A 22,901-nucleotide genomic window follows, 5' to 3' on the forward strand; every position below is an offset into this window, starting at 1 on the left:
TATCCAGATGGATAAATCATAGTCAGGCGAGCGGCAGACGCACACTGAATTAATTCAGCAAATCTGGCCGGATTGGAGAATTTATAGCAGCCGGTTATTCGGGCGCGAACACAAACACACCCTGTTCGCCCAACTGTACCCAGGGCCTGGCCATGAGTACCGGCAACTGATGGCTGGGTAATTGCATTTGCAGGCGCCGGTTTTCACCCTGCCAACCGAGCTGGATATCCACCACACTGGTGGCACCCAGCATATGGACTTCATCCACCACCAGGGCAACAGCACCGGGGCTGTGGGGCTCTGCCAACTGGATGGCCTCCGGGCGAATCAACACCTGGGCACTGGCTGCCTCCGGCAGAAAGGCCGCCGCCAGGGGGCCAAATGGGGTAGCCACCTGTGCATTGCTCACCTGTGCCGGCAAGCGGTTGATATCACCAAAGAATTCCGCCGCAAAGGGGGTAATGGGCTGCTGGTAGATCTCCGCCGGCGTGCCAACCTGGACAATGTCACCGGCATTCATCAGGGCGATGCGATCGGCCATAAACATGGCTTCCTCCGGGTCGTGGGTGACCATAATGCTGCTGATACCGCTGGCCTTGAGCAGGTGCAGGGTATCGGCACGCAGACGGTGACGCAGGCGCACATCCAGGTTGGAGAAAGGCTCATCCAGCAACAGCAGGCGCGGCTGTGGTGCCAGGGCGCGCGCTAGGGCAATGCGCTGCTGCTGGCCGCCGGACAGCACCTGGGGCAGATCCCGGGCGCGTGCGGCCAGGCCCACCCGCTCCAGCATCTGTGCAGCGCGAACCGGGCGTTCGGCCTTGGGTAAATGCGACAGGCCGAAGCTGACATTGTCCAGCAGGCTCAGGTGGGGAAAGAGGGCAAAGTCCTGGAATACCATGCCTATACCGCGTTTTTCCGGCGGCACCTGGCACTCCGCACTGGCGATGGTGTGATCGCCCAGGCAAATGCTGCCCTGTTGCACCGTCTCCAACCCGGCGATCAGGCGCAACAATGTGCTTTTGCCACACCCCGAAGGCCCAGCCAGGCAGAGCATTTCACCTGCCCCCAGTTGCAAGTCCACCTGGCGCAATACCTGTTGGTGGCCAAAGCGATGGGCCAGTCCGTTAATGCGCAGCAGGGGGGATGTCTCTATAACCATGGGATGATCCAGTCCTCAACCGGGCTGTGCCTGAGCGCCACTACCATAGCGCGACAGCAGAATAATGGGCAGAACCCCCGCCAACACAATCAACAGCGCCGCGATGGCACCGCTTTCGTAACTGCCGCGCGAGGCCTCGCCATACAGATGGGTGGCCAGGGTGTCGACATTCAATGGGCGCAACAGCAGGGTAGCGGGCAGTTCCTTCATGCAATCGACAAAAATCAGCAACATGGCCGCAGTCAGTGCCGGGCGCGATAAGGGCCAATGGATCAGGCGCGCACGCGCCAGTTCACCGCGGCCTAAAGAGCGGGCGGCATCGTCGAGGGACAGGGGAATTTTGTGGAATCCCGCCTCCAGGCTGCCAGCACCTATGGCCAAAAAACGGGCCACATAGGCATAGACCAGGGCGGCGCCGGTACCCGAGAGGGCCAGCCCTGCAGAAACCCCCAGCAATGCCTGGCTGCGGTTATCCAGCCAATCATCAAACCACCCCAGGGGACCCAGCAGCCCAATGGCCAATACGGTACCGGGAATCGCGTAGCCCAGGCCGGCAATGCGCACCAGCAAGCCCATAGCCGGGTTAGCGCGCGCCAGGCGAAGGCTGTAAGCCAACACGAAGGCGATCACAGCGGCAATCAGGGTGGCAATGGCAGCAAATAGCAGGGTATTCACGGTTTTGTCCAACAGACTGGCATCCACCCCCATGGCGCTGATGCGCTCCACACTGGAGAGCAGCAAATGGGTTGCAGGCAACACAAACCCCAACCCTACCAGCAACCAGGCGGCGGCGACCAGCAACCAGCCCGCACCGCGCACCGGATGCGCGGTAAGGTGGCGGCTTTGCCGCGCGCTGGCGGCGTATTGCCGGTGGCGGCGCACCCAGCGCTCCAACACCATCAGGCTCACCACCAGTACCAGCATAAACAGGGCGATTTGCGCCGCCCCCGGCAAGCTGGAGCGGTTTACCCAGGTGGCATATACCGAGACTGTCAGGGTGCGCACCCCCAGTAACTCGGCAGCGCCTATGTCATTAATGGCTTCCATCAACGCCAGGCTGGCCCCCACCGCGACGGCCGGGCGCACCAGTGGCAGCGCTATATGGAAGAAGCTGCGCCCCGGCCCGGCCCCCAGGGTCCGGGCAGCATCCAGCACACCGGCCGCCTGCATTAAAAACAGGGCGCGGGCCGGCAGGTACACATAGGGATAGAGCACCAGCCCCAACAGCAGAATACAGCCCCCCAGGGAGCGGATATCCGGTAAACGGAATTCACGCGGGCTTGAGTATCCCAGTAATTCGCGCAGACCGGTTTGCAGCGGACCTATGGGATGGAGGATATCCAGGTAGACGTAAGCGACTATGTAGCTGGGTACCGCCAGGGGCAACAATAACGCCCAGCTGAGCAGGCGCCGCCCGGGGAATTGGTAAGCGGTTACCAACCAGGCGCTGCCGGTTCCCAGCACAATCACCAGGCACCCGACGCCCACTAACAACCCCAGGGTTTGACTGAGTGCCTGGGGCAGCACATAGGCGCGCAGATGTGGCCAGAGCTCGCCCGAGCCCTCAAGGGCATAACCAACCAGGCTGAGTACCGGCAACAGTACCAGGCATGCCGGCAGCAGGCTCGCCAGCCACCAACCGATCGACGCAGTGGTGAGTCGCGCGTACACCGCCCCTCTCAAGGAGTAAGCCTCAGAGGTCAAAACCCACTTTATCCACTAGCAGGCTGGCGGCCTTGCGGTGTTTGGAAATCTCGGCCAGGGGCACTTCATCCACCGTCAACGCCCCCAGGGCAGCAATAATCGGGTTGAGCCTGGCCTTGCCGTTAACCGGGTATTCGTAATTGGCTTCGGCGTAAATGGCTTGTGCCTCGTCGGACACCAGAAATTCCAACAGCTTGATGGCATTGGCTTTATTGGGGGCGTACTTGGCCACCGCCGCACCGGACACATTCACATGGGTGCCGCCACCGGCAAATACGGGCAGCAGGGCATGAATACCCTCACCCCATTTTTGCTGATCGGGGCCACCTGCACCGCTGCGCATTAACCCCAGGTAGTAGCTGTTGGCCAGGCCAATATCGCAGATGCCGCCAAGAATATCGCGCGCCACATCGCGATCACCGCCACCGGGTTTCTGCGCCAGATTGGCCTTCAGGCCACGCAACCACTGCTCTGCCCTGGCCTCACCCTGTTTGGCAATCATATGGGCGATAAGGGCGGTGTTATAGGGGTGCTGGCCGGAGCGGATACATACCTTGCCCTTCCACTTGGCATCGGCCAGCTCGTCATAAGTGACCGCTTTCGCATCCAGCTCCCGGGCGACATAGAGGGTACGGGCACGCAGGGAAAGCGCAAACCAGTGTCCGCCGGCATCGCGCAGGGGGGCGGCTATGGTTTGCTCCAGAACGGGGGACTTGATGGATTGGGTAACGCCTTTGTCTACCAGGTCTGTCAGGTTGCCAAAATCCACAGCCATAAGCACATCAGCCGGGGAGCGACGACCTTCGCTGGCCACACGCTCAGCCAGGCCATCCTTCAGGAACACCGTATTGACCTTTACTCCGGTGCGCTCACCAAAGGCCTTGAGCAGCGGATCGATCAATGCCGGTTCCCGGGTGGTGTAGAGATTGAGTTCACCGGCAGTTGGGACAGCGCCGCACAGGCTACTGAGCCCCAGGACAACCAGGGTAATCAGCCCGCGCAACGCAGGGGACCAGGAAGATAAAAGCGACATAGGCGATCTCCAGAATGGCGTAATGGCCGGGGAGTCTAGCATTGACACCTGTCAAAACCAATTGAGAAACCTTATCACCTATTGTCGTATTCCAAGGCGCAACTAACGCAACGGTTGAGGGTAGCACGCCACGTCGTCGAACCAGTCTGCCGCTTCCGGAATATCAAACAAACGCTGGCGAAGCTGGGTTTTGACCCCGTCCGCCAGCTCACCCAAACGGCTGACCTGGTTGCTATAGCAACTGGTAGCCTTGCTGGGGGGATCGACCATAACCTGATGTACCAACAGGGTCATGCGCAGATTGGTGACATCGATGAGCAAATCCACGGCATGGGGACAGTTATGGGCTTCGCACAGGTGTACATGGAGGTAGTCGCTGTCGAGGCTCTCAATGGGGGTTTCGACCGTCAGGGAGGCGATTTCTGCCAGAATCTCCGGCGCAAAGGCCCGGGCCATGGCGGTCTGGATGGCAGGCATCAGGAGCAATGGCGTTCCATAGGGTTGCTGTCCCAAGTCCGCGCTGCGCGGATACTGGCCAATGTAGCGCTGCCAATCCGGAGGGCCGTTTACTAGCAGTTGTTCCGCGCCTACGGGCACCGCCGAATCGCGCACTGGCGCACACCCCATGATCCCCACAAGGATCGACAACACCATTAATTGCACAAAGGATTTCATAGCACAGCTCCTTGAAAGACAACACCAAAGCCCGTTCAGGGGCGACGCACAACCAGGTCCAGGGTGACGGGAAAGCCCTCGATGCTCGCCTGCAATTCATCGCCCGGTAATACAGGTCCAACACCCGCCGGGGTACCGGTAAATATCAAATCCCCGCGCTGCAATTTCACATACTGCGAAACCTGGGCAATCAACTCTGCCACCGGCCAGACCATATCGCGCCAGCGGCCGCGCTGTACCACCACGCCATTGCGCATCAACTGCATCTCACCCAGTTTGACCAGGTCCGCCAGGCTGCCCGGCCATATGCCGGTACAGGGCGCCGAGCCGTCAAAACCCTTGGCCAGCTCCCAGGGGCGCCCCTGTTGCTTGGCCTGCTGCTGCAGGTCGCGGCAGGTCATATCCAGGCCCAGCGCGTAGCCCTCTACCAGGGTTCCCGCCTGCTCCGGACTCAATTGATAGCCATTGCCCCCGATAGCCACCACCAGCTCCACTTCGTGTTCAACCTGCTGCGAAAAATGCGGGTAGACAAAATCCTCGCCATTTTGCAGCAGGGCACTCTGGGGTTTGAAAAAGAAAAACGGCGGTTCGCGCTCGGGGTCATGGCCCATTTCGCGCGCATGCTCGGCGTAGTTGCGACCAATACAGATGATTTTGTTGACCGCGAATTGCCCGCCAGCGGGGGTGAGCAGGGGCAGGGCGTAATGGAAGTCAGGCATTGAGGCTCCCCGGGTGGTGTTGATCGCTGATCACACAGCGGTTGCGGCCATTGACCTTGGCCTGGTGCATGGCGGTATCTGCATATTTAAGCAGGCTGTTGACCGCTTTGCTGTCGTCGTTGAACAGCACTATGCCGATACTGGCGGTGACCTTGCAGGGCTGGTCGCGCAGGTAAAATTCGCGCTCGAACAGATCGAGTAATTTTAGGCCAATCATCAGCGCCTGCTGGCGCGCTGTCTCCACATCCTGGCTCAAGTGCTCGGACACCACCACAAACTCATCGCCGTTAAAGCGCGCCAGGGTATCGCTCTCGCGCACGCCCGACGCCAGGCGCAAGGCTATTTGCTGCAACAGCAGGTCGCCATCGTCATGGCCATAGTTGTCGTTGATATAGCGAAAGTTGTCCATATCGATAAACAAAATGGCACAGTGCTGGTGCTGCCGGGCACAGCCGGCACATATTTGTTGCAGGCGATCGTATAGCAACCGGCGATTGGGCAACTGGGTCAGTTGATCGTTCAGCGCCAACTGGCGAATGGCATCCTCCGCCTGCTTGCGCTCGCTGATATCGCGCGAGCTGCCCTGGGCGCCGGAGAACTCTCCCGTCGGTGTGAAGAACATACGCACAGCTGCTTCCACCCACACCAGGTGCCCATCCTTGTGGGCCAGGCCAAAGCGGGTGATGGAATCCCGGTAGCCATGGAATTCGCCGCGCCGGGCGGCCGCCAGTATGTGGGCCAGCTGCGCATAGGCCCGCTCGCGATCGCTGGGGTGCAGGACACAGCCCATATCGCGCCCCACCAATTCCCCGGCCTCATAGCCAATCAATTTTTTAACCGAAGGACTGATGTAGGTGTATGCCTGCTGCTCATTCACCATCCACACCCAGTCGGTCATATTGTCCGTTAGCAGGGTGACCTGTTGCTCCTGCGCACGGATCTCAGCGGCTTGGGCCGCCAGGCGCCGGTTGAGTACGGCATTGTGATAGAGCAGGAAGCTCACGCCCATGAGCAATACACTGGCAACCACCAGGGCCAATAGCCAGGGGGGTAATGTCTCCACCTCGCGGTGGCTGATCCACTTCTGGGTCAGGCGGGTCATCTCCTCGGGGCTGATATCGTTCAGGGCCCGGTTAATCTCATCCAGCGACGCGCTATTGCCGCGCGCCACTGCCGCGTGGATGGGGCGCGAATAAAGCACAGATAAGACACGGAACTGGTCGGGAGTGGTAAACCTGTCCAGATAGAACATGCCAACCGGGTAATCTGCCACAAACGCATCCACGTCACCGCGTACCGCCGCTTCCACCAGGGCCCGATTGTTGTTGTATAAGCGCAGCGCCAATGCCGGGTGATGCTTGCGCATGAATTCCTCTTCAAAGCCACCGGCAGTGATGCCGATAGGCTGGGTCAGATCGGCAGGCTCCAACACCTGACGCAGGCTCCTGGCGTTAACAAAAAGGGCCGTGCGCAACTGGAACAAGGGGTTGGAAAAATCGAGATAGGCGCGACGCTCGGGCGATTCCAGCAGGCCGCCGTGGATCGCCTCCCGGGAACCTTTGACCCTGTGCAGGGTGTGCTGCCAATCGAGCAGTTCAAACTGAACCGGGCGACCGGTTTTAGTCCCGATCAACTTCCACAGATCGACAATCAGGCCCTGGGGTTCGCCGTGGCGGTCGCGAAACGCCAGGGGTGCCCAGCTGTGATCCTGCACCACATACCAAGTGCGCGGATTGGTATCGGCAACATCGGTGGCGACACTGTCCGGCAGGGACTCGGCGGCAGCGGACAATGCCAGCGACAGGAACAAGGCAGCAATTTTCCCGCCCCTCAACATGGCAACAACCTTACCAACCATAAAAATCCGGCGCATTTAATCGACATCATTGGGGCGGTTTCCCGCCAGGTAAGCATCCTTGAGCTTGACGTAGTTAGTGGCGGAATAGCGGAAAAAATGCCGCTCACCCTCCTTCAGCGGGCGCACCTGCTTGACCGGCGACCCCATGTACAGGAAACCGGACTCCAGGCGCTTGCCCGGCGGCACCAGGGAACCGGCACCAATCACCACCTCGTCCTCCACCACAGCACCGTCCAGCACGGTGGAGCCGATACCGATCAACACCCGGTTGCCGATGGTACAGCCATGCAGGCACACCGAATGCCCCACAGTCACCTCGTCGCCGATGGTGAGCGGATGGCCAGCGGGGTTGTAATCACTGGCGTGGGTGATATGCAGCACCGAACCATCCTGCACACTGGTGCGCGCGCCTATGCGAATGCGATGCATATCGCCGCGAATCACCACACAGGGCCACACGGAGGAATCGTCCCCGATACTGACATCGCCAATCACTACCGCTGCCGGGTCGACAAAAACATTTTCCCCCAGGCTGGGGATATGGCCTTGAAAAGGACGAATCGCGCTCATACAAAAACCTCTCGAAGGCTCACCAGGAGCCCGGTAAACATCTACGCAAACCAGCGGTGTATGATACGCAAACCCCGCCGCTTTTTCCCGGAGCTTTTCGCTATGACCAACCCGCTGTTGCACGCCCATGTGTTGCCCCCTTTCAGCCAGATCCAACCCGAGCACATAGAGCCGGCCATCCGCCAGCTCATCGACGAAGGGCGCAGCCAGTTGCAGCAACTCTTGGCTGAGCTCAAGAACCCCACCTGGGAAACCCTGGTTGCCCCCCTCGAAGCCCAGGGCGATAAACTCGACCAGGCCTGGGCGCCCGTGAGCCACCTCAACTCCGTCGCCAATAGCGAAGCCCTGCGCCAGGCCTATAACACCTGTATTGGCCTGCTGACTGACTACAGCACCGAATTCAGCCAGAACCAGGCCCTGTACCGCGCCTACCAGCAACTGGCTGACAGCACCGCATACGCCCACCTGACCCAGGCGCAAAAACAAACCATCGACAACGCCCTGCGCGATTTTCGCCTGGGTGGCGTCGCCCTGAACGATGCCGACCAAAAACGCTACGGTGAGATCCAGAAGCGCCTGTCGGAATTATCGACCCGGTTTTCCAATAACCTGCTCGATGCCACCCAAGCCTGGTACAAGCATTTTGATAATGCCGACGCACTCGCGGGGCTGCCGGAATCGGCACTCGCCCAGGCCGCCCAGGCCGCTGCACAGAAAGACCTGCAAGGCTACGTCGTCACCCTGGACTTTCCGTCCTACTACGCCGTGATTATGTACGCCGACAACCGCGCCCTGCGCGAGGAAATTTACCGCGCCTATGTCACCCGCGCCTCGGCCGAAGGCAAAAAAGCGGACGGCTCATCCGCGGCGGAATTTGACAACACCGCCATCATCAGCGAAACCCTGGCACTGCGCCACGAACTGGCACAACTGCTCGGTTTCAACAACTATGCCGAGCGCTCCCTCGCCAGCAAAATGGCCGAGTCACCCGCCCAGGTGCTGCAATTCCTCAACGAGTTGGCGAGCAAATCCAAACCCTTCGCCGAGCGCGATTACGCTGAACTCAAAGCTTTCGCCGCCAGCCAGGGCTGCACTGACCTGCAAGCCTGGGATACCACCTATTACAGCGAAAAATTGCGCGTGGCCAAGTACGCGGTATCGCAAGAAGAATTGCGCCCCTATTTTCCCGCCGAAACAGTGATCGCGGGAATGTTTACCGTGGTGCAGCGCCTGTTTGGGATTGAGGTCAAACAAAACAGCGAATTCGATAGTTATCACCCGGATCTGCGCTTTTACAACATCCATAAAGACGGTGAAACCATTGCCAGCTTTTATCTGGACCTGTTCGCACGCGACAAGAAAAAAGGCGGCGCCTGGATGGCCGACTGCCGCGTGCGCCGCAATACGGGCAGCGCGGTGCAATTACCCGTCGCCTTTTTAACCTGCAACTTCACTCCTCCGGTGGGAGACACGCCTTCGCTGCTCACCCACGATGAAGTCACTACGCTGTTCCACGAATTTGGCCACGGTCTGCACCATATGCTGACGCAAATTGATGTGGCGGCGGTCAGCGGTATTAATGGCGTCGCCTGGGATGCGGTGGAACTGCCCAGCCAATTTATGGAGAACTGGTGCTGGGAACCGGAGGCCATTCCACTTATTTCCGGCCACTACCAAACCGGCGAACCGCTGCCACAAGCACTGCTGGATAAAATGCTGGCCGCGAAAAACTTCCAATCCGGTTTGCAGATGATTCGCCAGCTGGAATTCTCCCTGTTCGATTTCCGCTTACATGCAGAATACAACCCGCACACGCCTCAAACCGCGCAGCAAGTGTTGAATGATGTGCGCGCACAAGTAGCCGTTATTGTGCCGCCTGCCTTTAACCGTTTTGAAAACAGTTTTAGCCATATTTTTGCCGGTGGTTACGCCGCCGGTTATTACAGCTACAAATGGGCCGAGGTGCTCTCTGCCGATGCCTATTCGCGCTTCGAGGAAGAGGGAATTTTCAATCGCACGACCGGTGAAAGTTTCCTCACCGAAATCCTGCAGCAAGGTGGCAGTAAAGCGCCCATGGAACTCTTTAAAAACTTCCGCGGCCGCGAACCGCACATAGACGCCCTGCTGCGTCACAGCGGTATCCAGGAGGAGGCTGCCTGATGGCCTACAGCAACAAACGCCGCTTTATCGCGGGCGCCGTATGTCCGCGCTGCTCGGAAATGGACAAGCTGGTGGTCTACAGCGAAGACGGCAAGGACTTCCGCGAGTGTGTCGCCTGCGGCTACAAGGATGAGATGCGCTTTAAGCCCGCACAGCGAGAATTGGAAACGCGCGTTAACCAAACCGAAGCAGAAAAAAATGCGCTGCAAGTGGTAACAATACTGCCGTTTACCAAAGCGGAATAATGTGGCTTTGCACCACAGCATTTTACCCGTACCATTCGCAATTAATCTTATTTATCTGCACAAACTGGTCTCCACAGGCATTTAATGAATGTGGAGACAACACCGCATCAGGCATTATCTCAATGCGCAAAACTAATAATATTAATAATAACTAAATTATATATTTCATCGATAAAACAATTTCCCTGTTTGAATTTTTTACCATTGCAACTTTTTGCGCCACAAATTGAACCTCCCACCCTCTTGCATACTTGTAGTCATTTTGCACATATGATACTAGTATACGAAATACATCACATAACAAGGGCAAACAGGGCTTTTTCATCCCTGAAAAAATGACAGCGCTGTCCGAACTGGTTATCAGCAGCAATATTTTTATAGAAAAACGCTAATACAAAAACACAATTTCATACACCTCATCCCGAGGTGGTTGGGGGTATCAGCTCACCCCCGCGAATCTATCTTGGCAACAAGATGATCCTGTCCGGAACGCTGGTGATCTCGGCTCAATCGGCACCGGACTTGTAGTGGTAAATGGAAATAATCCAGACGATAACGAATCCCACGAAGGAGAGCTTCATGTATAAAACAACAAGCTTCAAAAAAAATATTTTAGCCACTGTCATCGCATCCGCTGCGCTGACCGGGCTAAGCAGCGGTGTTCTCGCCCAAAGCAATGACAGTGTTGAAGAGGTCATGGTAACCGGTATTCGCGCCTCGCTTGATCGGGCGATGGATGTTAAGCGCGAGTCTGCCGGTGTTGTAGATTCCATCAACTCGGAAGACATCGGTAAATTCCCCGATACCAACCTGGCAGAATCGCTGCAGCGTATTACCGGTGTTTCTATCAGCCGCCAAAACGGTGAAGGTTCTGAAGTGACCGTGCGCGGTTTCGGTCCCGAAAATAACATGATTACCCTCAACGGGCGCACCATGCCAACGGGCACTACCTATGCGGGCGGAAGCGGCGCAGATGGCACCACTCGCTCGGGCGGCAGCCGCGCGTTTAACTTTGCCAACCTGGCATCCGACAACATTGCCGGCGTCGAAGTCTATAAAACCAGTAAAGCCAATATTGCCACGGGCGGCATAGGCGCAACCATCAATGTTAAAACTGCACGGCCCCTCGACAACCCCGGGTTTAACGCCAGCATCGGTGCCAAGGCCCTGCACGATACCACCAATGTCGCAGGCGATGACATCACGCCGGAAGTATCCGGATTGATAAGCTGGTCGGATGATAACGATGTCTTTGGTGCATCACTGGCGCTGAGTTCACAAGAGCGCAATTCCGGTTCCGCCGGTGTGACGGTTAACAACTGGAACATCGGTGTTTGGGGACAGGACTTTTTGTATGACACCGCACCGGAAAGTGTTTTCGTCAATGCACCGGAAGCGGGCCAACTCTATGCGCGCCCCAATGATTTCCGCTATGCCTTTTCGGATTTCGAGCGCGAGCGCTTAAATGGCCAGTTAACCTTCCAGTATCGCCCGGCTGAAAATATCACCGCCACCGTTGATTACACCTACGCTGACACAGACCTCACCGAGCACCGCGGGGAAGTCACAAACTGGATCCAGAATGGCTCCAATATTGCCGCCGTTGTTTTTGATGACTCTGAAATTGCCACACCACTTAGCATCACGGAAGCCTATAGCGGAACCGTTGATATTGGTTACGAGCAGCAATTCCGCTCGCAAAGCAATACCCTGAAATCCGTCGGTATCAACCTGGATGTACAAATCAGCGATGAATTTAAATTAGTATTCGACGCCCACGACTCATCCCTGGAAAGCTTGCCTACCGGTCCCGGCAAGTCCGGTGAAGTTGCCATAGGCCTTGGTTCGCCTACCGTGAGCGGAAAAACGCTGGACTTCTCGCGCTCCATTCCCACTTATGGATTTGTCACTACGGTTCCGGATAACAACATTACCGAAGACAATGTCGGTTCATCCATTTTGCGCGTTCGCGGTGCAGGCTCAGTTAACGACATTACCCAGATCAAACTGGATGGAGCCTATCAAGCCGATGGAGCACGCTTTGATTTTGGTATTGAAGCGCGCGATATGGAAATGAAAGCTTACCAAACGGCAGAAGTAAACCAGGCACTGGGCAACTGGGGTATTGCCAATCCCGGTGAGTTCGCCGGTATGGGTGTGCTGGAGCGGATTAATGTCCACAGCATGTTTGACGATTTTAATGTCGGCAATAGCCCCGCCATCGGTTTCCGCGGTGACGCAGTTGAACTGACGCGCATCTCCAATACACTCTATCCCGATAGCTGTTTGTGTGTGGCAGATGCCAATGCGTCGGACGATTACATCGAGGAAAAAACACAGGCGTTCTACCTGCAGGTAGGTTTTGATGGCGAAATCGGCCAGTTCCCCATCAGCGTATTAACAGGGCTTCGTTACGAAACGACGGATGTCACCTCCTCCAGCGTTGTAACACCGGTAGCGTATATGCTCTGGGAAAACAATAACGATTTCTCAACGGTCTATACCAACACCACCATATCAGCAGGCGAAAAAGCAAGTTACGACCATTTGCTGCCCAGCCTTGATCTGAAAATGGATTTGACCGAGAACCTGGTCGCACGCGCTGCCTTCAGCAAAACGATTGCCCGTGCCGACTTCGGTGATATGAGCTTCGCACCCAGCGAATTTGATATGACGGGCTCGACCTTCAATGGCTATTTGCCAACAGCAACCTCCGGAAACCCGGGGCTTCTGCCACTTGAATCCAATAACTTTGACCTTTCAATAGAATATTACTTCGACGACTCAAGCTATGCGTCTGTCGGTTTCTTTGAAAAACGCGTTATCAATTTTATTGGCCAGGGCCAGGAGCTGAGAAGCTTCTATGGTATTAGGGACCAGTCTTCAGCGAGCAGCCAACGCGTACAGGCAGCGGTAGCCGAATTGAGGGATCTGGGATTACAAACCGACGATACCAATCTCTATGCCATGATGGTACTGCAGGCGCATCCGGAAGCACTGAATGCGACCAATGGCAATGGCGACCTGATATTCCCCAACGGGGTATTTGAAGGCACAGGCGAACAACTGTTGCTATTGGGTGAAACCAATGGCTGGGATATTGCGCCCAATGGTGATGATCCGGAATCTGAATTCCTGACCAGCACCCCTGTTAACGATAAAGAGGCAAAAATCTACGGTGCCGAATTTGCCGTACAGCATTTCTTCGGTGACACAGGCTTCGGTGTACTGGCCAACTACACCCTCGTCCGCGGGGATGTGAAGTTCAACAACACCGGCTCACCGGAAGAGGCCCAATTCGCGCTAACCGGTCTGAGTGATACCGCCAACCTGGTATTGATGTATGAAAACCACGGCATCGAAGCGCGCCTGGCTTACAACTGGCGCGATAAGTTCCTCACTGAAACCAACCAGGGCTCTTCACGTAACCCACGCTACGTAGAGGCCTATTCACAAATCGATTTAAGTGTCAGTTATGCTCTCACTGATAACCTGACTATTTCAGCCGAAGGTATTAATATAACCGGTGAAGATAGTCGTGAGCACAACCGCAACTCCCGGATGCTTCGCTATGCCGATGACCTGGGTGCACGCTATGCTCTGGGTATGCGTTACAAGTTCTAAGCAAGCCAGGTTGTATGGAATAAAAAGCTGCATGGAACAAGAAAGCCGCTGTCTGCCAGCGGCTTTTTTATCTGCCCTTAATCCAATAAAAAATGTTAACGGGAGTACAGCGATGACACGCTATGTAATGCTCAATAATCTGGATCACATTGGCATTAAGGTAAACGAGCACTTTATGCCTGAGCAAGGCGACAACAAAGCGGCTGTACTGACATTTCCTACCGAATTCTCCAATGTCCAAAAAGAATATCCCATACTACTGTCCAGGGACCCTGCCACAGGTAATTTCCAGGCTGTCGCGTTGCTCGGCCTGCAAAAGGATGAGAACCTGTTCCTTGAACCAATCCCGGAGACTGATCATTGCTCCTGGTCTGGCCAATACATCCCGGCAGTACTGGCAAAAGGGCCATTTATCACAGGAATACAAGAGGATATGGATGGTCGTCAGGAGGCTATGGTCTATATAGACCTGGATAGCCCCAAACTTGGCGAAGGCTCCGGAAAATCACTTTTTCTAGCACACGGAGGCAATAGTCCCTATCTGGACTACGTCACCAGGCTGCTCTCCATTATCCAGCAGGGCAAAGCTGTTGGTGACGCCATGTTTGCTGCACTGGCTAAACTGGACTTAATAGAACCTATCACCATTAATATTGACCTCGCCAATGGCAGCAAGATAAAACTTAGCGGCTACTACACGATTAGTGAAGAAAAACTCTCCCAACTTACCGGTGAGGTGTTAGAGCAACTTAATAAGCAGGGTTATTTACAGGGCGTTTTTTTGATTATCAATTCCCTGTCGAATATTGAAAAATTGATCAAGCTGAAAAATGCTCGCCTGTAGATAGGCTTTAACCACCGACCAATAGCGCCATTTTTGCCATGCACAATATTATGAAAAAAACTGTGGTTGTTGAAGGTTATGATCCAAAGACCATTCCAGCAGAGGTAATCCAATCACCGGAGCCAGTTGTGCTAAAGGGTTTGGTTAAGGATTGGGAAATCGTTAAGGTGGCAAGCCGCTCCGCAACCGCGGCCGTGGATTACCTAAAGTCGCACTACAACGGTAAATTATCCCTGGTCAATATTGGACATCCCCACATAGAGGGACGTTATTTTTATAACGAAGACATGTCTGCATTGAACTACGATACACAGAGGATGCCGATTGATGAGGCCCTGGATTTAATACTGGCCAGTGAAACGGACCCGGAACATCCCTCCTACTATATTTCATCCAACGGTATTGACTCTCACTTTCCCGGCCTGCAACTCAAGAACGACCTGCAATTACCACGCGCAGTAAAAGATTATCCGGTGTATCCGCCGGATGTAAAAATCTGGATAGGCACCCGCTCCACGGCCACCTGCCATTATGATGCATTGGAAAATATCGCCTGTTGTGTTGCAGGCAGGCGGCGCTTTACCCTTTTCCCTCCCGCACAATTTGAAAATTTATACTTTGGCCCTCTCAGCCCAACACCGGGTGGACAGGCAATCAGCCTGGTTGACTTCCAAAATCCGGATTATGAAAAACACCCCAATTTCAAACTCGCCGAGCAAGCGGGGCAGGTTGCCGAACTGGAACCTGGTGATGCGGTTTTTATTCCCAGCATGTGGATGCACCATGTAGAGGGTTTAAGCCTATTTAATATCCTCATTAATTACTGGTGGGATGATGCCCCCGCTTATACCGGTTCAGGCATGAACCTGCTCTACCATGCCCTGCTCAGTTTGCGCGATAAACCCGCCCATGAAAAAGCCGCCTGGAAGCACCTGTTTGATTATTATATTTTTGGTGATGCCACACGCGCCGCCGAACACATTCCGGAACCGGCACGGGGAGTGTTGGGCCCATTAACCGAAGCATCGTCGCGCCAGTTGCGCGCCATGATTATCAATAAATTAAATCGTTAGGATGCCCATGTCTCCAGAGCCTTTGTCACCTCGAAAACTGCACATTGTTATTGCCGGTGGAGGCACTGCCGGCTGGTGCGCGGCAGCGGCACTCTCCCAGCAGCTCATGCCGCTTGCCGATATCACCCTGGTTGAATCCGATGCGCTCGGCACCATAGGTGTCGGCGAGGCCAGCATACCGCCGATGAAAGCGTTTCATCGGTTAGCCGGTGTTGATGAACAGGCCTTTATGCGCGCGACGCATGCGACGTTTAAAATCGGTATCCAATTCGAACACTGGACACGACCGGGGGATAGTTATATCCACTCGTTTGGCCGCCTGGGAAAATCCGCCTGGATGGCCGATTTTCACCATGTGTGGCTACATGCAAAGGCCCTGGGGCTGGATGTCAAACTGGACGATTATTGCCTTGAACTTAAGGCGGCATTAAATGGCAAGTTTGTGTTGTCAGATGCCATGCCGCTGAACTATGCCTACCATCTGGATGCTACTGCCTACGCACGCTTTTTACGCGACCTGTGTGCGCAGCGCGGCGTCAAGCGTATTGAAGGGCTTATCGAACAGGTTCAGCAACACGCGGATTCCGGGCATATCACCCATCTGGTGTTAGAGAATGGACAAGCGATAGCCGGGGATTTTTTTATTGATTGCACCGGTTTCAGGGCGCTACTGATTGGCAATACCTTAAAGGTCGCCTATGAAGACTGGAGCCGATGGTTACCAGCCAACAGGGCGGTTGCCATCCAGTCCGAACTCAATACCCCACCTATGCCATACACCCGCTCTATTGCGCGTGAAGCAGGTTGGCAATGGCATATTCCATTACAGCACCGCGCGGGTAACGGATTGGTGTATTGCAGTGATTATCTCTCCGATGAAGCAGCCCAGGACAGGTTACTCCATCACCTTCCGGGCAAGCCGACTTCCGCGCTGCGCAAAATTCCGTTTCAAACCGGGTACCGCACAGAACAATGGAACAAGAATTGTTTATCACTCGGATTATCCAGCGGCTTTCTGGAGCCCCTGGAATCCACCAGCATTTACTTGATGATGATTGGCATTACCCGGTTTATAAAACAGTTTCCGTTTGATGGTATTGCCCAGGCAACTATCGACCAGTTCAACACCGTATCGCGTGAAGAATTTGAGCATATTCGCGATTTTATTTTCCTGCACTATTACCTGAATGAACGGCAAGACTCGCCCTATTGGGCGGACTATCGCCGCAGGCCGGTTCCCGAGAGCCTGCAACACCGGATGGATTTATTCCGCACAACCGGGTTGGCGTTTCCTCCCAGTGGCGATTTATTTACCGTGGATTCCTGGGTTCAGGTTACCCTTGGCCAACACCTGTGGCCAACCAGTTACCACCCCATCGGCAGAATGGTCAGCGATGAGCACCTTATCCAATCGCTGAATAATTATAAAAATACCATTACCCGGCAAGTTGATGAAATGCCACACCACGCCGAATTTATTGCACATTATTGCGCGGCAGATGAACAGCCGATGTGACCCACCCTGTACTGCAAACAGGGCGGGTTACACACAGGTTTATTTTCCAACAACCTCAACCCAATAGCCCTTGTTGCGCGCCTGGAGTTTTTCGTTGTACATCGCCACAGCTTGCCAACCCGGCAAATAGAATTTACCGGCATAGCTGGCATTAAGGATAATACGCAGCGTCACACTGGTCTGGTTGCGATCCTGATAGCGGTAGGACCAGTAGTAATTGCGCCAGAGACTGAAATAGGCCAATACACGGTCATCGCGAATATCGAGATAATCCAAACCCTTGGGCAACTCTGAGCCCTCCAGGCGCTCGTTGCGGATTTGCCAGCCGCTGGGCATGACGGCCGTGAGTGCAATATCCTCCAGCTTGTCGTGGGGCAATTGATCAAACTCGCCGCGAATGGTTACCTCTGCCACAAAGTCGCTGCCCTGGGGTAATTGCTGCACATCAAGCGGCTGGTTATCCAAGGTCATGAAATTCACATCCATCACCAAACCATGGTTCACCGTCTCCTCGTGTAAATTGGCCGGTGTGCCGCGGTTGCTGACCAGCACCCGTATGGGTTTATCGTGATCATTGCGCACACTGATATGTGGTTGCAGGATCGCCTGCCGATACCACAATTGCTGGCTGCTATGGACTTGCCATTGTTGCTGGCCAGGCTCACGCACAGCAAATTTAATCTGGCCATCGCCACTGCCGTTTTGCGCCGCAAACTCACTCATGCCCAGCAGCGCCCAGGCAATACTTTGCGTTGAGTACCAGGCATCGGATGACAGCATATTGGCCACTTGCTCTGCAACCTGCCAGCTCAATTCAGGGTCGCTGTTCAGGCTGACCAGTGCAGCGAGCAATAAACCGCGGTCGCGCATATCCGAACCGTAGGTATAACCCGAATCGCGATAGGTCGGCAGGGTATCAATGACGGTACCGAAAATATCCCGGGCAGCGTCCTTAAGGCCAATGTGCTGATAGGCCATGGCCAACAGCCAGCGCGCGATCTGGCGATATTCACGGTAAGCCGGTGCTGCGGTTTGCGCAAAGCTTTCACGCAAACGGTTCATGGCGGCCAGCTCCGCCTTATCAGCCAGGGCCAGGGTATAGAGGCGATAGGCTAATACCGTTTCATCGTAATAATTACCGTCAACACGCGGATTGCGCGCCGCACTGCGCTGGTATTTCACCCAATTATTGAGCATACCGGCCGGCAGGCTGTAACCGGCGCGTTTGGCTTCCACCATGAAATGGCCTGCGTAATTGCTCGCCCATTCATTCACATAGGCATCGCCCGGCCAGTAGGTAAACCCGCCGCTGGCATGCTGGAATTGCGCCAGGCGTTTAATACCCGCTGCAATATTGCGATCGATTTCGGTTTTTTGCGCATCGTCCAATGCCAGCAATTTATGCAGGCGTAATTGTGGAAACACAGCAGACGTGGTCTGTTCCAGGCAACCGTGGGGATACTGCACCAGGTATTCAAGGCGCTGGTCGAGATTGAGTGCCGGCAGGGTACTGATTTCCACATGGGCCTGGTTGGTGCCCGGCATACCATGTGCGCGCAGGGGACTTTCCCAGGTTTCACCCGGTGCCAGCAATTTGCTCTCCCAGCGGGTGCCGGGTGAATTGGGTGAGCGCGAATCAATATAGATTTCCTGCTCTGCGCGTTCATTACCGGCCTGTGCACTGACCTTGATACGCCCTTTGCCAATCCGGTCGTTTACCTTGAGCTGCAAATTGGCGATGGCATCGCCCGGCTCAGTGAAATGGAGGGAATCACTGCCCTTGATCACCGTAAACAGCTCATTGGCTTCCACCTGAATATCCACGGCCGGGATATTCGCCTCGCTGACAAAGACATTCACCGGCAGGCTGACTTCTTCACCGGGCCCTAACACGCGCGGCAAGGTGGCAAACAGGGTCACCGGCTGGGTGACGGTAATGGTTTTTTCCAGGGTACCGTAAGCACTTGCTGTATCAGTGACCTTGTGTGTTGCCGCGCCCATCGCGGTATCACCGGCGACCAGCATCACGCGCACCGAGCCCATATAGGGCGGCAGCTTCACGGCGTGTTCGCGCACCTCACCCGCTTTAAGTTCAAAGACGCCGAGGAATTTCACCACCGGCGGGAAACGCCGCTCGCGCCGCTTGCGCTCTGCTTCCTGTGCGGCATCGGAACCACCAATCGCCAACACACGTTGCAGCGATGCACCATAGCCGCCCACCACCTGGTCAAATAAATCCCAGGTGCGCACTCCCAGGGCTTCGCGCTTATAAAACACACCGTGTAAATCCGGTGCGCGGAAATTGGTGAGGCCTAACAAACCCTCGTCAACCAGTGCCAGGGTATAGGTCATGGTGCGCCCCTGCTGCTCGCTGACCTTGATGTTGAATTCACTTTCGGGACGCACTTTTTCCGGTACATCCAGTTGGGGTTGTAACCGGGTTTCCGGGTCTTCCACCAACAGTGGCACAATGCCATATAAACGCATGGGAGCGTCGGCAACACGCTGTTGATGCGGCAGTAGTAAACTCAGGTTGACATAGACGTTGGGGGCCATAGCGCGGGTGATCGGGATTTGAATTTGCGTTTGACCTGCCTGCAAATCCAGCCAGCGGCTTTCCAACACACGGCTGCCATTTTCCAGGCTGAGGAGCACACGCCCTTCGGTCGCATTGGGCAGGCTGATATTGGCAATATCACCCACCTGGTATTTTTCCTTATCGGCCGAGAGCATCAATTGAGTGGCAGCAGTGGCTTTGTTACCGCTATCCCAACTCCAGCCCAGGTATACCGTTTGGCTGGCACAATGGCCTTCACCCTTAACGCTCAGATCACACACACGAATTAAATGGCGGCCCCATTCGTATTTGCCTTTTTCCAGTTGCCAGTGAACGCGGCCGTGCTTGTCACTGCGCAGGGATTCGCTGACAACCGCGCGGTAATTACTGTTGTTAACATACTGGGCAAGGTTGTCTTCCTCTTCGTCCCACCACCAGCGCCAACCAATTTCATAGACATTAATGTCCAACTCGCGATCAGCCAGGGGCTTGCCCTGGGCATTCAGCGCCTGGATTAATACCGGATGATCCTGATCGCGGCTGATGGCATCCATATAACCACTGCCTTTGGCAATGTTGAGCCCCACCCAGGTGTCATAGGGACGCAACTCAAAGGGGCGCAGGATCGTACTAAAGTTGCCGCTCTCCTCGAACACTCGCGTCACAAATTGCGCAGTCAACATGCCCGGTGGCGGGGAAGACAAACTGACATTTACCGGAAAGCTGGCATAGCCCTGAGCATCCAGCTTGCCATCGAAGACTTTTTGCGTACTGCTGCTAAATTCGCGTACCGCATCGTCAAACACAAATTGTTCAAAACCGTCGAAGCGCGTAGTGCGCGGCAATAATTTTAATTCGCTATCCGCTTTCAGGTTTTTAGCGGTAGCTCCCTGCAGCCATTGCGCAAACAACGACACCTGCGTCGGCATCTGGCTTAATTGCAAGGGGTTGACTGCCGGGGTGAGTTCTACCTTGATGCGATTGGGCACCACCATTTCAATTTTTAACAGTTGATCAAAATAGCGGTTGCCCACATGCACCACAGCGCGGTAATTGCCCGTAGGTGCATTTTCATCGGTGCGCAAGTGGAAGGTATAAAAACCATTGAGTGGCTGCACATGGGTTTGGCTCAGGACTTTCTTGCCACTGGGATCAAACAAATCCAGTACCGCCGGATGGTTTGCCGGTAATTGCCGGGCTTTATCCTCCAGCACAAACGTGAGGTAAATATCATCACCGGGGCGCCATACATCGCGCTCACCATAGAGCGCGCCTTTTAATCCTCCGCGGACACGTTCGCCACTTACATCAAATTGGTTAGTGGGTAAGGCTTCGTTGTTGCGTAAACGCAAATAGCCCACCTGGTTACCCTGGCGCGCCTCCAGATAAAAAGGCACACCATCGGTGGTTAATTGCAGCATCCCGTAGCCATCGCTGGTGCCTGTGCCTATGGGTTGTTGTTGATAGTTATAGGCCGTGACCTGGACACCGGGCAATGGATTGGCCGAGGTTAATCCTGTCGTTACAACATGTAATTGATTGTCATCACCGCGCTTGGCCAACAGCCCCAGGTTGGACACAATAAAGTTGCGCGCCGCATTGGTTTCCGAGCCATAGGCGTAGTAGCTATCTTTACAGGGATTGTTGCGCTCACTGTAATTGTAATAACCCCGTGACTCATAATATTGCTCATACCATTGCGGTTGGCGTTCGCGCTCGTAATAGTTTTCACCCTCGGTATTTTCCGGCATTTTTGCCACTGATTCAGACGGCCGCTGTTCATCACAGGAATAAATGGCGTTACTGCGATCAATACGCAATTCAATACGCACCAATCCGTCCGGGTGTTGCGCCATTAATTCTGTCAGGTCCAGGTTAAAACGCTTGGCACCACCGCGCGGCACTTCCGGTAAAGGATACACTTTGCGCCACAGGAAGCGGCCGGTATCTGTCGCCGCAATGGCGCTGGTCAGCTGATAATTCTGCAGGTATTGACCAACATTATTGGCGTAGACCTTAAAGGCAATGACCTGGACCGAATCAACACCGGCAGCTTCGAAGGGAACCGAAATTTGGCTGGCCGGTGGCAAAATAGCGCTGCTTCCCACAAAGCGAACCAGGGGTTTTGCCAGTTCCAATACCAGTTTCTGGTGATATTCATTGCCCAGGCTTTTTTGTTTTTTACTGCGGATATGGCTGCTCACCACCAAATCCATTTCACCGGATGAGGATTCCTCCGGGTAGTAGCGCAGGTTGCTGCCATCAACCACCACTGGCACCGCCTTACCCGATAAGGTCACCAAACCATTCAGGCTCTGGCTGCTATCCAACACATCTGAAAACTGGATTTCAATCGCGCTATTGGGCTCACGCACTACTTGTACGCCGGTAATTTGAAACGCTTTCTGTGCCGGGATGGCCAATTGCCGCTCACCTTTTTCAGCGGAGCCTATCACGGCACCATTCCATTGCAGTTGCAATTCTCCAGCGGTTTCAGTGCGTGCAATATTTTCAAGGCGGAAGCTATTGGTTTTGCGATCCAGCTCCTGGCTCCAGACCAGCGGCTGCTCCTGGTTATCAATGCGCGCGCTGAGGATTTTCTTCACATCCTCAAGTTGTGCGGTGTCGTCGGTCACCAGGGTGCCGGTTAATTGCATCAGGTCTTCGTCGTCTTCCTGGATACTCAGCCCGTTCACCTGCAGATCAAAATCCTGTTTGATGGTGTGAACCTCAAATTCAAAATCCTCCAGGTCCGGGTCTATTCCCTGCAAACCGGCGGCGCTCAGGCGCACCCGAATCGGGGTATTGCCGGGCAAGCGCTCTGCCGGGGTAATGCGCAGCTCATTGTCTGCCACAAAGACCAGGTTGACCGGCGTTTTGATATCCAGGCTGACCTGTTTGCGCGCTACCGCTTTATTAACGTCATCGGCGCTGACAACCGGATGGGTAAAGCGGATAAACAACGGCGCCTCTGCTGCAATCCAGCGTTTGGGATAATCGGCAATATGCGCCTCCCAGCCGGAAGCCACAGTGTGCGACAGCTCCTCTTTTTTTTGCGCACTCGTATCGGTAGCAGGTGTGGCGCTTTTATCACATCCCACTATAGCCAACCCCAGCACCAATACTGCTAACCAGTAACGCCATTGAATCTGCATATCAGTTTC

14 protein-coding genes are annotated in these 22,901 nt (G+C 55.0%); 6 read left to right on the forward strand and 8 right to left on the reverse strand.

What is annotated here, in order from left to right:
* Window positions 1-94 precede the first annotated feature (94 nt).
* The 7 genes from CJA_RS17445 to CJA_RS17475 all read right to left on the reverse strand — a co-directional run bounded on the left by CJA_RS17445 (window position 95) and on the right by CJA_RS17475 (window position 7,718).
* Window positions 95-1,159 carry an ABC transporter ATP-binding protein gene (locus tag CJA_RS17445; RefSeq protein WP_012489193.1) on the reverse strand — a complete coding sequence of 355 codons (1,065 nt, stop codon included), beginning with the start codon at window positions 1,157-1,159 and terminating at the stop codon, window positions 95-97.
* 15 nt (window positions 1,160-1,174) lie between these two features.
* Window positions 1,175-2,842, reverse strand: coding sequence for an ABC transporter permease (locus CJA_RS17450; RefSeq protein ID WP_148208926.1), 1,668 nt, complete (start codon window positions 2,840-2,842; stop codon window positions 1,175-1,177).
* A gap of 10 nt (window positions 2,843-2,852) precedes the next feature.
* Window positions 2,853-3,896, reverse strand: a complete 1,044-nt coding sequence (locus CJA_RS17455; RefSeq protein ID WP_012489195.1) for an extracellular solute-binding protein — start codon at window positions 3,894-3,896, stop codon at window positions 2,853-2,855.
* A 102-nt stretch (window positions 3,897-3,998) separates the two neighbouring features.
* The gene (locus tag CJA_RS17460; RefSeq protein WP_012489196.1) at window positions 3,999-4,571 is read right to left on the reverse strand and encodes a hypothetical protein; all 573 of its coding nucleotides are present in this window, start codon (window positions 4,569-4,571) and stop codon (window positions 3,999-4,001) included.
* A gap of 35 nt (window positions 4,572-4,606) precedes the next feature.
* Window positions 4,607-5,290, reverse strand: a complete 684-nt coding sequence (locus CJA_RS17465; RefSeq protein ID WP_012489197.1) for a fumarylacetoacetate hydrolase family protein — start codon at window positions 5,288-5,290, stop codon at window positions 4,607-4,609.
* Window positions 5,283-7,148, reverse strand: coding sequence for a diguanylate cyclase domain-containing protein (locus tag CJA_RS17470; RefSeq protein WP_158304083.1), 1,866 nt, complete (start codon window positions 7,146-7,148; stop codon window positions 5,283-5,285). Before CJA_RS17470 ends, CJA_RS17465 begins: the two co-directional genes overlap by 8 nt.
* Before the next feature lie 15 nt (window positions 7,149-7,163).
* Complete coding sequence (locus CJA_RS17475; RefSeq protein WP_041551772.1) at window positions 7,164-7,718, reverse strand: gamma carbonic anhydrase family protein; 555 nt, start codon at window positions 7,716-7,718, stop codon at window positions 7,164-7,166.
* 102 nt (window positions 7,719-7,820) lie between these two features.
* Here CJA_RS17475 and prlC point away from each other — a divergent pair, with 102 nt between their 5' ends.
* From prlC to CJA_RS17505, 6 genes are all read left to right on the forward strand, one after another.
* Window positions 7,821-9,878 (forward strand): oligopeptidase A, encoded by a 2,058-nt coding sequence (gene prlC / locus CJA_RS17480; RefSeq protein WP_041552674.1) that lies wholly within the window; start codon window positions 7,821-7,823, stop codon window positions 9,876-9,878.
* The gene (locus CJA_RS17485; RefSeq protein ID WP_012489201.1) at window positions 9,878-10,123 is read left to right on the forward strand and encodes a YheV family putative zinc ribbon protein; all 246 of its coding nucleotides are present in this window, start codon (window positions 9,878-9,880) and stop codon (window positions 10,121-10,123) included. Before prlC ends, CJA_RS17485 begins: the two co-directional genes overlap by 1 nt.
* Window positions 10,124-10,702: 579 nt before the next feature.
* Window positions 10,703-13,747 (forward strand): TonB-dependent receptor, encoded by a 3,045-nt coding sequence (locus CJA_RS17490; RefSeq protein ID WP_012489202.1) that lies wholly within the window; start codon window positions 10,703-10,705, stop codon window positions 13,745-13,747.
* A gap of 112 nt (window positions 13,748-13,859) precedes the next feature.
* Entirely contained in the window at window positions 13,860-14,591 is a 732-nt protein-coding gene (locus CJA_RS17495) for a SapC family protein (protein ID WP_012489203.1), read from the forward strand.
* A gap of 50 nt (window positions 14,592-14,641) precedes the next feature.
* Complete coding sequence (locus tag CJA_RS17500) at window positions 14,642-15,664, forward strand: cupin-like domain-containing protein (protein WP_238526793.1); 1,023 nt, start codon at window positions 14,642-14,644, stop codon at window positions 15,662-15,664.
* 7 nt (window positions 15,665-15,671) lie between these two features.
* Window positions 15,672-17,180, forward strand: coding sequence for a tryptophan halogenase family protein (locus tag CJA_RS17505; protein WP_012489205.1), 1,509 nt, complete (start codon window positions 15,672-15,674; stop codon window positions 17,178-17,180).
* Between the two features lie 39 nt (window positions 17,181-17,219).
* Here the strand turns inward: CJA_RS17505 and CJA_RS17510 are convergent, their stop codons facing one another.
* The gene (locus CJA_RS17510) at window positions 17,220-22,892 is read right to left on the reverse strand and encodes an alpha-2-macroglobulin family protein (RefSeq protein ID WP_012489206.1); all 5,673 of its coding nucleotides are present in this window, start codon (window positions 22,890-22,892) and stop codon (window positions 17,220-17,222) included.
* Window positions 22,893-22,901 lie beyond the last annotated feature (9 nt).

It is taken from the genome of Cellvibrio japonicus Ueda107, from assembly GCF_000019225.1.
Taxonomy (GTDB): Bacteria; Pseudomonadota; Gammaproteobacteria; order Pseudomonadales; family Cellvibrionaceae; genus Cellvibrio; species Cellvibrio japonicus.

Bases quoted from the DNA above. Each gene is read 5' to 3' on its own strand.
- CJA_RS17445 (WP_012489193.1), bottom strand. From the start codon at position 1,159: ATGGTTATAGAGACATCCCCCCTGCTGCGCATTAACGGACTGGCCCAT.
- CJA_RS17455 (WP_012489195.1), bottom strand. From the start codon at position 3,896: ATGTCGCTTTTATCTTCCTGGTCCCCTGCGTTGCGCGGGCTGATTACC.
- CJA_RS17460 (WP_012489196.1), bottom strand. From the start codon at position 4,571: ATGAAATCCTTTGTGCAATTAATGGTGTTGTCGATCCTTGTGGGGATC.
- CJA_RS17465 (WP_012489197.1), bottom strand. From the start codon at position 5,290: ATGCCTGACTTCCATTACGCCCTGCCCCTGCTCACCCCCGCTGGCGGG.
- CJA_RS17470 (WP_158304083.1), bottom strand. From the start codon at position 7,148: ATGGTTGGTAAGGTTGTTGCCATGTTGAGGGGCGGGAAAATTGCTGCC.
- CJA_RS17475 (WP_041551772.1), bottom strand. From the start codon at position 7,718: ATGAGCGCGATTCGTCCTTTTCAAGGCCATATCCCCAGCCTGGGGGAA.
- prlC (WP_041552674.1), top strand. From the start codon at position 7,821: ATGACCAACCCGCTGTTGCACGCCCATGTGTTGCCCCCTTTCAGCCAG.
- CJA_RS17485 (WP_012489201.1), top strand. From the start codon at position 9,878: ATGGCCTACAGCAACAAACGCCGCTTTATCGCGGGCGCCGTATGTCCG.
- CJA_RS17490 (WP_012489202.1), top strand. From the start codon at position 10,703: ATGTATAAAACAACAAGCTTCAAAAAAAATATTTTAGCCACTGTCATC.
- CJA_RS17495 (WP_012489203.1), top strand. From the start codon at position 13,860: ATGACACGCTATGTAATGCTCAATAATCTGGATCACATTGGCATTAAG.
- CJA_RS17500 (WP_238526793.1), top strand. From the start codon at position 14,642: ATGAAAAAAACTGTGGTTGTTGAAGGTTATGATCCAAAGACCATTCCA.
- CJA_RS17505 (WP_012489205.1), top strand. From the start codon at position 15,672: ATGTCTCCAGAGCCTTTGTCACCTCGAAAACTGCACATTGTTATTGCC.
- CJA_RS17510 (WP_012489206.1), bottom strand. From the start codon at position 22,892: ATGCAGATTCAATGGCGTTACTGGTTAGCAGTATTGGTGCTGGGGTTG.